This window comes from Klebsiella sp. MS 92-3 (assembly GCF_000195655.1).
GTDB lineage: Bacteria > Pseudomonadota > Gammaproteobacteria > Enterobacterales > Enterobacteriaceae > Klebsiella > Klebsiella pneumoniae.
The window spans coordinates 9,394-19,157 of sequence record NZ_GL882824.1; the positions used below are offsets into that span (position 1 = coordinate 9,394).

Consider the following 9,764-nt stretch of genomic DNA (forward strand, 5'->3'; position numbering starts at 1 on the left):
GGCGGGGGCGGCGGCGCGGTAGACCGCCTGTCCACCCGCCTGCAGGATGCCGGCTTTGAGATGTCGCTGAGCCTGAAAGCCAAATGGCGCCCGGATATCGACGCGCTGGAACTGTGCCGCCAACACGGTCGCGACATCGCTCGCCAATGGGCCCTCTCGCCGCTGTCGGTTGCTGAAGCAGCGACAACGCCGGAACCACAGGACTGCGCCTGTGCCGCCGCCGCGGCCGCCGATCTCGGTCCCATGATGCAGTGCAGCGTGTGCCAGTGGGTCTATGACCCGGCGAAAGGCGAACCTAACCAGGATGTACAGCCGGGTACACCGTGGAGTGAAGTGCCGGACAATTTCCTCTGCCCTGAGTGTTCTCTTGGCAAAGATGTCTTTGACGTACTGGCGACGGGGGCAAAATGAGTGATGGCATCGTCATCATCGGCTCGGGCTTCGCGGCCCGCCAGCTGGTGAAAAATATTCGTAAGCAGGATGCGCAAATCCCGCTGACCCTCATCGCCGCCGATAGCATGGATGAATACAACAAACCGGACCTCAGCCATGTCATCAGCCGCGGACAGAAGGCCGACGATCTGACCCTGCAAAGCGCCGGCGAGTTCGCCGAGCAGTACACTCTGCGTCTGTTTCCCCATACCTGGGTAAGCGATATCGACGCCGAAAACCGGTTAGTGAAGAGCCAGGATAACCAGTGGCGCTACGACAAACTGGTACTGGCCACCGGCGCGACGCCGTTTATTCCGCCGGTGCCGGGGCGCGAGCTGATGCTAACGCTCAATAGCCAGCGCGAATATGGCGCGGCGCAGAGCCGGCTGCACGACGCGAAGCGCGTGCTGATCGTCGGCGGCGGCCTGATTGGCTGCGAACTGGCGATGGATTTCTGCCGCGCCGGTAAAGCGGTAACGGTAGTCGATAACTCCGCCAGCGTGCTGGCGGCGCTGATGCCGCCGGAGGCCAGCAGCCGCCTGCAGCATCGGCTCACCGAGATGGGCGTACATCTGATGCTGAAAACGCAGCTGGAGGGGCTGGAGCAAACCGCCGACGGCATTCGCGTCAGTCTCGATCGCCAGCGCGCGATAACCGTCGATGCGGTGGTGGCCGCCGCCGGCCTGCGCCCGGAAACGTCGCTGGCGCGCCACGCCGGACTGCAGATTAACCGCGGTATTGTGGTCAATAGCCAGCTGCAAACCAGCGACCCGGCGATTTATGCGCTCGGCGACTGTGCGGAAATCAACGGCGTGGTACTGCCGTTCCTGCAGCCGATTTTACTCAGCGCCATGTGCCTGAGTAAAAATCTGCTGGCGCAGGCGGGAGAACTCAAGCTGCCGCCAATGCTGGTGAAGGTGAAAACCCCGGATCTGCCGCTGCATCTGGCCGGCGACACCCGCCGCGACGATCTGACGTGGAATATCGTGGCCGCCAAAGAGGGGCTGGTGGCGAAAGGCGTGGATGCCGAAAACCAGCTGCGGGCCTTTGTGGTGAGTGAAGACAAAATGAAGGAAGCCTTTGCGCTGCTCAAACAACTGGTAAGTTGATGGTTTTCCCGGCTTGCGGCGTAAACACCTTAGCCGGGCTACGGTATTGTCCTGGTAGCCCGGCTAAGCGCAGCGCAAGCCGGGAACATATCCAGCCTAGCGCGCCAGATTGTCGTAGCCGCGCCAGCGATAGTTAAGCACCGATAGCGCCCAACAGGCGACAAACAACCCGACCACCACAAATCCGGCGTCGCCGAGGTTGTCGTTTAACGCCCCTACCCAGCGCCATATTCCGCCGCTGAGCGCAAACTTATCCATCAGCAGACCCAGCGCTTCCAGGCCGCCGATAAACAGCGCTACCACCACCGAGGTACCGGTGATGGTCATGTTGTAATAGAGCTTGCGCTGCGGCTTGCTGAACGCCCAGCCGTAGGCGCCGACCATCAGCACATTATCAAGCGTATCCACCAGCGCCATACCGCTGGCGAACAGCGCCGGAAAGACCATAATCGACCAGACGGAAATCCCGCTCGACGCGCCGGCGGCGGAGATACCCAGTACGCCGATTTCGGTGGCGGTATCAAAACCGAGGCCAAACAGGAAACCGACCAGGTACATCTGCCAGCTGCGGCTTATCAGACGGAAGGTCTTGCCAAACAGCCAGCTCATCACCCCGCCGCCGCTGACGATTTCGTCGCTCACCGGCTCCCCGCGCTTCCATGCCCGAAAGCTGCGCCACACGCTGCGTAAAATCACCAGGTTGATAAAGGCCATCGCCAGTAAAAACAGGGCCGACACGGCGGTGCCAATGACGCTGCCGGTATCATGCAGCCAGCTCATCTGCGTGCTGAAGGCGGTGGCGGTCGCGGCAATCGCCGCCGAGGCCAGCACCACAATCGATGAGTGGCCCAGCGAAAACCAAGCCCCGACGGCGAAAGGCCGCCGCCCCTGCTGCATCATCTTGCGGGTCACGTTATCAATCGCCGCAATATGGTCGGCGTCCACCGCGTGGCGCAGGCCGTAGCCCCAGGCCAGCAGGCTGGCGGCCATCAGCGCGCCGCTGTCGCCAAAGGCCTGCAGCGCCCAGCACCAGGCCAGAAAATTCGCCGCGATCAACCCCAGCACCAGACCCGCGGCGCGCGGCTGCTGGCGTAAAACTGTCATTATCATGGTTGTATTCCTTGAGCCTGCCCGCGGGCGGCGGCGATCACCGCCTGACCATAGGCGATTGCGCCGTCGCCGGCCGGCAACTGCTGTGCAAACAGCAGAGTAAAATCCGCCAGATAAAAGGTCAATCGCGCCGCCAGCAGGCGGTTATGCAGCACCCCGCCGCTGCAGACCATCGTGTCGATGCCGCGGACGGTGGCGCAGTCGCGGGCCATCGCCGCCAGTCCACAGGCCAGGGCGTCGTGGAATGCCCAGGCTTTCTGCGCCGGAGTCGCCTGCCAGCTCAGCCATTGCCGCCAGAAGGTCGCTAAATCCAGCGCGTCGTCGCGCCACGGCAGCGTAACCGGGTGGCTGACGCCGGGGCAGCTGGCGGCCAGCGCCTCCAGCCGACAGGCCGCTTCGCCTTCATAGCTCAGACTCTCCGGCGCGCAATCCAGGGCGCAGGCAACGGCATCAAACAGCCGTCCGCAGGATGAGGCGCGCGGTGCGTTAATCCCGCGCTCGATGGCCTGCGCCAGCAGCGGCCAGTTGCGCTGGCGCAGGGTGGCGGCCTGCGGATAATCCTGCCAGTCAGGGACAAAGGCCAGACAGTGGGCCAGCAAATTTCGCCACGGCTGGCGTGCCGCCAGGTCCCCCCCTGGTAGCGCGACGGCCGGCAGCCCGCCAAGATGTTCGCATTCGCGATAGTTGACCCGCAGGCACTCCCCGCCCCACAGCGCGCCGTTCTCCCCCATACCAATACCGTCGAGTGTCAGGGCGATAACGTCCCCGCCGTCAAGCGGCCAGCGGTGCTCCGCCAGGCATGCCGCGGCGTGGGCATGGTGATGCAGCACTGTCTCCAGCGGCAGGGGCAGGGAGGCCGCCCACTGCGTTGAGCGATAGCCGGGATGGGCATCAACCACCACCCGCTGCGGCACAAACGCGTAAATGCTCTGCATCAGCTGCAGGGCGCTGCGCCACTGCTGTTCAATACCTTCCTCGCCAAGATCGCCAAAGTGCTGGCTCAGCACCGCTTCGCTGCCGCGCGCCAGGCAGAAGGTATTTTTCATATCCGCGCCGAGAGCCAGCAGCGGCGGGATGTCTCCTAGCCCTGGCGGCAGCGGCAGCGCGTCCGGGACGTAGCCCCGGGCGCGGCGCAGCATTTCACCGCTTGAGCGCACCAGTGAATCATCCATCCGCTGTACGATGTCGCGATTATGCAAGAGAAAGCCGTCGGCAATGTCGGCTAACTCATTGAGCGCCTGAGCATTACTTAACGCCGGCGGACGGCCGCTAAGGTTGCCGGAGGTCATTACGATGGGGCGCGCCAGGCCCTGCAGAAGCAAATGCTGCAGCGGATTAGACGGCAGCATCACCCCAACTTCCGCAAGCCCTGGCGCTATTTCGTCGCACAGGCTGGAGACCTGCGCTTTGGCAATCAGTACGATGGGCGCCGCCGGGGAGCCCATCAGCGCCGCAGCGGCGGCGGGTAAGCCCGTTGCCGTCGGCAGCATTACCGCCAGCGGTTTTGCCGGGCGGTGTTTTCGCGCCCGCAGCGTGGCAACGGCAGCGGGGTTACCGGCATCGCAGGCCAGATGAAAGCCGCCGATGCCTTTTATCGCCACGATTTTGCCCGCCGCCAGCCGGGCGATAGCCGCCTGCAGCGCCGCCTCGCCGTCCAGCGTTTCCCCCTCTGCCCGCCATTCCAGTCGCGGCCCGCAGTCGGGGCAGGCCACCGGCTGGGCGTGAAAACGGCGATCGGCAGGATCGCGGAATTCCGCTTCACAAGGGGAACAGAGCGGGAACGGCGCCATTGCGGTGAAGGACCGGTCGTAGGGCATGGCGCGAATAATGGTTAACCGCGGGCCGCAGTGGGTGCAGTTGATAAAGGGGTAGCGGTAGCGGCGTGCCCGGGGATCGTTCATCTCCTCGAGGCACGCCGGGCAGGTCGCGGCATCGGGCACAATCTGAGTCCGCATCCGTCCCGCCCCACTCTCGCGGATGGTGAAATCCTGCGGCGTGGCCGCCCAGCGATAGGGAATGCAGGCGGTATTGTCGATCCGCGCCAGCGGCGGGCAGTGGTCAGCCAGAGCGGCAGTAAAACCGTCGTCGCCCCCGACCAGCCGCACCAGTACGCCGTCGCCGTCGTTACAGACATCGCCGCAGCGGGCCTGCGCCCGGGCCAGCTGCCAGACAAAGGGGCGGAAACCGACCCCCTGCACTTTACCGCGAATGCGGATTTGCACCCCGTTCATGCCTTGACTTACCAGGCCAGCGCCGTACGGCGACGTTTCTCGATATTCATCTGCTCAAGTTTGTTGCGGTCAACGCACACCAGGGCATGCGTCGGGCACACTTCCATGCAGGCCGGGCCGCTCTCGCGGTGGAAGCAGAGATCGCACTTGTTGGCTTCGGCTTTTTCCGCCACGACGTTCAGTCCGGCGCCGCTATGGCGGATCACCGGGCGCACCACCACCTCCATCGCCCCGTACGGGCAGGCGACGACGCAGGTTTTGCAGCCGATGCAACGCTCCTGCATCACATGGACAAAGCCTTTATCGCGGCTGATGGCGCCGTTCGGGCAGACATTGGCGCAGGGGGCGTCTTCACACTGACGGCAGGCGGTCGCCGTGGAAACATTGACCCCTTTGATCACGTGAATACGCGGCTGAAAGGTGTGAGGCGTCAGGGAGGCGCAGTCCTGATGTTCCTGATGCGATACCACGCAGGCCACTTGGCAAGTGCGACAGCCGATACATTTGCTCGCATCGGCGATAATGAAACGGTTCATCCATTTCTCCAGCAGTAAGAAGGTTACGCGCCGGAGTATGCATAATACGTTCCAATTTTTTAATATATTGATTATAAAGACTATTATAGCTGCGGTTTGCTGTCATCGTCAGTAGTGACGATGACAGCTGACGACGTCAGGCACAGGGGCCCGCCACCAGCGACTCGCGTTCAATCAGCGCTCCGGGAAAGCTTTGCTGAAAGTTGAATTCCCCGCCATCCAGCATAAAGATCAGCCGATTGATGCTCTCTTTAATCATCTCCGTCACCGGCACCCGGACGCTGGCGAGCGACGGCACCATATACGGCGCAAGAGCAATATCGTCAAACCCCACCACCGAGACCTGTTCCGGCACCTTAACGCCCAGCTGGTGAAGCTGCTTCATCGCCCCGATGGCCATATCGTCATTGCTCGCCACCAGCGCGCTGTAGGTAACCCCGCGCTGACGCAGGCTCTCCACCCCCGCCGCCCCGGTTTCCGGCGTCCAGCGCCCTTCGGCGATAAGCGCCTCGTTCAGGGCGATGCCGTGGCCAGCCAGCGCGTCTTTGTAGCCGGCGAGGCGTTCGACGCCGGTGGGCGAGTCAAGGGAGCCGGTAATAAAGGCGATATCGCGATGGCCAAGCGCAATCAGCCGCTCCACTACCCGCATCGCCGAGGCTTTTTGATCGGACCAGACGCAGTGGCTGGCGTGGCGGCGCAGGCGGCGATTAAGCACCATGATCGGCTGCGAGTGGTTCTCAACGATCTCGTCCATCTCATCAACGGTGAGAAAGCGCGGGTAGATGATGATCGCATCGCAGCGCAGATCCAGCAGGTACTGGATCGCCTCCCGCTCCTCTTGCGCGCTGTGCTTGCCGTCAGCCAGGATCAGCTGCCGCCCTTTATCCTCCGTCATCCGCGCCACGTGATACAGCAGTTCGCTAAAATAGACGCCGTGGTACAGGGTATTGGTCACCACCAGGCCGAGGGTTTGCGTGGTTTTGGTCGCCAGGTTGCGCGCCAGCAGATTTGGCCGGTAGCCGCTCTCCGCCACCGCCTTAAACACCCGGTCTTTGGTCTCCTGGCTGACATAGCCGTTGCCCGACAGCACCCGCGAAACGGTCGCCTTCGATACCCCCGCGCGCTTTGCGACCTCCAGCATCGTTGCCATGTGATTCTTCCTGTTGCAAAAGTTGCAGGCAGTGTACTGCACGTTTCCCGCTTTTACAGCACTCCCCTGTTCATCACCGCGATCCTGCTCACGGCGACGCTTAGCGATCAAAATCACAAAATTAAGATCATATTTTTTTATTTCTTGTGCAATTAACTGAAACTCACCATGATTTTGTGGAACCGGTTTCCTATAAAAACATGGTATCGCCCGGCGATGCGGGGCGGTGGCAGATCAGTACCCTATTGATAAACAGGATAAAATCCGATGTCGAAAAATTATGCAGCCCTGGCGCAACAGATAGTCGCGGCAATCGGCGGGGTCGACAACGTCGCCGCCGTTACCCACTGTATGACCCGTCTGCGCTTCGTGGTTAAAGACGACGAACAGGTCGATAGCTCTACCCTGAAAGGCCTGGCCGGGGTGCTCGGCGTCGTGCGCAGCGATAACCAGTGCCAGGTGATCATCGGCAACACTGTCTCCCAGGCCTACCGCGAGGTGGTGAATCTGCTGCCAGGCGACCTGCGCCCGGCTGAGCCGCAGGGCAAAGCGCCGCTGACCCTGAAACGCATCGGCGCCGGGATCCTCGACGCGCTTATCGGCACCATGTCTCCGCTGATCCCGGCGATTATCGGCGGATCGATGGTCAAGCTGCTGGCGATGATCCTCGAAATGAGCGGCGCGTTGCCGAAAGGCTCGCCGACGCTGACCCTGCTGGCGCTTATCGGCGACGGCGCATTTTTCTTCCTGCCGCTGATGGTGGCCGCCTCCGCGGCGGTGAAATTCAAAACTAATATGTCGCTGGCTATCGCCATCGCCGGGGTGCTGGTGCATCCTGGGTTTATCGAATTGATGGCCAAAGCCGCCCAGGGAGAACACGTTGAATTCGCCTTTATTCCGGTTACCGCGGTGAAATACACCTATACGGTGATCCCGGCGCTGGTGATGACCTGGTGCCTGTCGTATATCGAGCGCTGGGTGGATCGCATTACCCCGGCGGTGACGAAAAACTTTCTGAAGCCGATGCTGATCGTGCTGATCGCCGCCCCGCTGGCGATCCTGCTGATTGGCCCGCTGGGCATCTGGATCGGCAGCGCTATTTCCGCGCTGGTGTATACGATCCACAGCTATCTCGGCTGGCTGTCGGTGGCGATCATGGGCGGGCTGTGGCCGCTGTTGGTGATGACCGGTATGCACCGCGTCTTTACGCCGACCATCATTCAGACCATCGCCGAAACCGGCAAAGAGGGTATGGTGATGCCGTCGGAGATCGGCGCCAACCTGTCGCTCGGCGGCTCTTCGCTGGCGGTAGCGTGGAAAACCAAAAACCCGGAGCTGCGCCAGACGGCGCTGGCCGCCGCGGCATCGGCGATTCTGGCCGGGATTTCCGAACCGGCGCTGTACGGCGTGGCGGTGCGCCTGAAGCGCCCGCTGATCGCCAGCTTAATCAGCGGCTTTATCTGCGGCGCGGTGGCAGGCATTGCCGGACTGGCCAGCCATTCGATGGCGGCGCCGGGGCTGTTTACCAGCGTGCAGTTTTTCGATCCGGCCAATCCAATGACCATCGTCTGGGTGTTTGGCGTGATGGCGCTGTCGGTGGTGCTGTCGTTTGCCCTGACGCTGATCCTTGGCTTTGAGGACATTCCCGTTGAGCAGGCCGCTGCCGACGCCAGAGCGCGCCAGGCCCGGGCCCAGGCATCCCACGCCTGAATACACTATTGATAATGAGGTAATGCATGGCGAGTTTCCCACAGGGATTTTTATGGGGCGGCGCACTGGCCGCCAACCAGTCTGAAGGCGCTTATCTTGAAGGCGGTAAGGGGCTGACCACCGTGGATACCCTTCCCCACGGCGCGCATCGCCTGCCGGTAAAATTAGGCCTGGAGAAGCGCTTTACGCTGCGTGAAGACGAATTTTACCCCAGCCACCAGGCGATCGATTTTTACCATCGCTATAAAGAAGATATCGCCCTGATGGCCGAGATGGGGTTCAGCGTCTTTCGCACCTCCATCGCCTGGAGCCGCCTGTTCCCACGCGGCGACGAACAGCAGCCGAATCCGCAGGGCATCGCCTTCTATCGCTCACTGTTCGAGGAGTGCAAAAAGCACGGTATCGAGCCGCTGGTCACCCTGTGCCATTTTGACGTGCCGATGCATCTGGTGATGGAGTACGGCTCCTGGCGCAACCGCAAAATGGTGGATTTTTTCAGCCACTACGCCCGCACCTGCTTTGAAGCTTTTGACGGCCTGGTGAAATACTGGCTCACCTTCAATGAAATCAACATCATGCTGCACAGCCCCTACTCCGGCGCCGGTCTGGTGTTTGAAGAGGGTGAAAACCAGGAGCAGGTGAAGTATCAGGCCGCGCATCACGAGCTGGTGGCCAGCGCGCTGGCGACGAAAATCGCCCATGAGATTAACCCGCAAAATCAGGTCGGCTGTATGCTGGCCGGCGGTAATTTCTACCCTTACTCCTGCAAGCCGGAAGATGTATGGATGGCGCTGGAGAAGGACCGCGAAAACCTGTTCTTTATCGATGTCCAGGCCCGCGGCGCCTATCCGGTGTGGGCCGCGCGGGTGTTCCGGGAAAAGGGGGTCACGATTGCGAAACAGCCGGGCGATGACGAGATCCTCAAAAACACCGTCGATTTCGTCTCCTTTAGCTACTACGCGTCGCGCTGCGCCTCGGCGGAGATGAACGCCAGCAACACCAATGCCGCCAACATCGTCAAGTCGCTGAAGAACCCGCACATTCCGGCCAGCGAATGGGGCTGGGGCATCGACCCGCTGGGCCTGCGCATCACCATGAACATGATGTACGACCGCTATCAGAAACCGCTGTTCCTGGTGGAAAACGGGCTTGGCGCCCGCGATGAGATCGATGCCAATGGGGACATCAATGACGACTATCGCATCAGCTACCTGCGCGAGCACATCAGGGCGATGCGCGATGCTATCGGCGACGGCATTCCGGTGATGGGCTACACCAGCTGGGGCTGCATCGATCTGGTCTCGGCGTCCACCGGCGAGATGAGCAAGCGCTACGGCTTTGTCTATGTCGATCGCGACGATGCCGGCAACGGCACCCTGGCGCGTAAGCGTAAAAAGTCATTCTTCTGGTACCAGAAGGTGATAGCCAGTAACGGCGCCGATCTCGACTAAGCACCCTCGCCCACGCGCGCCCCCCCCCCCCCCCC

8 protein-coding genes are annotated in these 9,764 nt (G+C 61.9%); 4 read left to right on the forward strand and 4 right to left on the reverse strand.

Features of this window, described 5'->3' with window-relative positions:
- Together HMPREF9538_RS32935 and norW are read left to right on the forward strand one after the other, a co-directional pair.
- Positions 1 to 411, forward strand: a 411-nt coding sequence (locus HMPREF9538_RS32935; protein WP_009485495.1) for a rubredoxin, incomplete at its 5' end; no start/stop codon positions are given.
- The gene (gene norW / locus HMPREF9538_RS10245; RefSeq protein WP_009485496.1) at positions 408 to 1,541 is read left to right on the forward strand and encodes an NADH:flavorubredoxin reductase NorW; all 1,134 of its coding nucleotides are present in this window, start codon (positions 408 to 410) and stop codon (positions 1,539 to 1,541) included. The genes HMPREF9538_RS32935 and norW, both read left to right, overlap by 4 nt.
- Before the next feature lie 96 nt (positions 1,542 to 1,637).
- Here norW and HMPREF9538_RS10240 read toward each other — a convergent pair whose 3' ends face one another.
- The 4 genes from HMPREF9538_RS10240 to HMPREF9538_RS10225 form a co-directional block, all read right to left on the reverse strand.
- Positions 1,638 to 2,651 carry a HoxN/HupN/NixA family nickel/cobalt transporter gene (locus HMPREF9538_RS10240; RefSeq protein WP_004181028.1) on the reverse strand — a complete coding sequence of 338 codons (1,014 nt, stop codon included), beginning with the start codon at positions 2,649 to 2,651 and terminating at the stop codon, positions 1,638 to 1,640.
- Positions 2,648 to 4,882 carry a carbamoyltransferase HypF gene (hypF, locus tag HMPREF9538_RS10235; RefSeq protein WP_009485497.1) on the reverse strand — a complete coding sequence of 745 codons (2,235 nt, stop codon included), beginning with the start codon at positions 4,880 to 4,882 and terminating at the stop codon, positions 2,648 to 2,650. The genes HMPREF9538_RS10240 and hypF overlap by 4 nt, the downstream gene beginning before the upstream one ends.
- 8 nt (positions 4,883 to 4,890) lie before the next feature.
- A complete protein-coding gene (hydN, locus tag HMPREF9538_RS10230) occupies positions 4,891 to 5,418 on the reverse strand; it encodes an electron transport protein HydN (RefSeq protein WP_009485498.1) in 528 nt (175 codons plus the stop codon).
- A 136-nt stretch (positions 5,419 to 5,554) separates the two neighbouring features.
- Positions 5,555 to 6,568, reverse strand: coding sequence for a LacI family DNA-binding transcriptional regulator (locus HMPREF9538_RS10225; RefSeq protein WP_004174685.1), 1,014 nt, complete (start codon positions 6,566 to 6,568; stop codon positions 5,555 to 5,557).
- Between the two features lie 267 nt (positions 6,569 to 6,835).
- On the opposite strand from HMPREF9538_RS10225, the gene ascF reads away from it, so the two are divergent.
- Together ascF and HMPREF9538_RS10215 are read left to right on the forward strand one after the other, a co-directional pair.
- Positions 6,836 to 8,278 carry a PTS cellobiose/arbutin/salicin transporter subunit IIBC gene (gene ascF / locus HMPREF9538_RS10220; RefSeq protein WP_002914879.1) on the forward strand — a complete coding sequence of 481 codons (1,443 nt, stop codon included), beginning with the start codon at positions 6,836 to 6,838 and terminating at the stop codon, positions 8,276 to 8,278.
- 26 nt (positions 8,279 to 8,304) lie between these two features.
- Entirely contained in the window at positions 8,305 to 9,729 is a 1,425-nt protein-coding gene (locus HMPREF9538_RS10215) for a 6-phospho-beta-glucosidase (RefSeq protein ID WP_004181034.1), read from the forward strand.
- Positions 9,730 to 9,764: the final 35 nt, after the last annotated feature.